1 protein-coding gene is annotated in these 653 nt (G+C 65.1%); it reads left to right on the forward strand.

Annotated features, from left to right (window positions below):
- Positions 1 to 653, forward strand: a 653-nt coding sequence (locus D3H34_RS33405) for an FAD-dependent monooxygenase (RefSeq protein ID WP_205736883.1), incomplete at both ends; no start/stop codon positions are given.

Genomic DNA, 653 nt, shown 5'->3' on the forward strand with positions numbered 1-653 from the left:
TCCTGGGGCAGGCCGGGGTGAGGACGCTGGTGGTGGAGAAGCTGGATGCGATCATCGATTACCCGCGCGCCATCGGCATCGACGATGAGTCGCTGCGCACCTTGCAGACGGCCGGGCTCAGCGATGAAGTGCAAAAGCACATCACGCCCTACCACTGGATGCGCTTTTACACGGCCAGCGGCAAATGCTTTGCCTCGATAGAGCCGCGCACCGATGAGTTCGGCTGGTCGCGCCGCAATGCGTTCATCCAGCCCGAAGTCGACCAGATCCTGTACCAGGGCCTGCAGCGCTATGCGCATGTGCAGGTGCTGTTCGGCCAGAGCGTCTGCACGGTATCGCAAGGCCCCGAAGGCGTGGCGCTGGTCGTCGAGAACGCACAGGGTGAAAAGCGGACCTTGCGCGCGCGCTACCTCGTGGCCTGCGACGGCGGCAACAGCCTGATCCGGCGCACGCTGAACGTCGCCTTCGAAGGCCGGACCAAGCCCAACCAGTGGATCGTGGTCGACGTGCGCAACGACCCGCTGGGCACGCCGCATGTCGGCATGCACTGCGATCCCGAGCGGCCCTATGTGTCGGCCGCGTTGCCGCATGGCATCCGGCGCTTCGAGTTCAAGGTGATGCCGGGCGAAACCGAAGAGGAGCTGTGCAAGCCC

The organism is Acidovorax cavernicola (genome assembly GCF_003581445.1).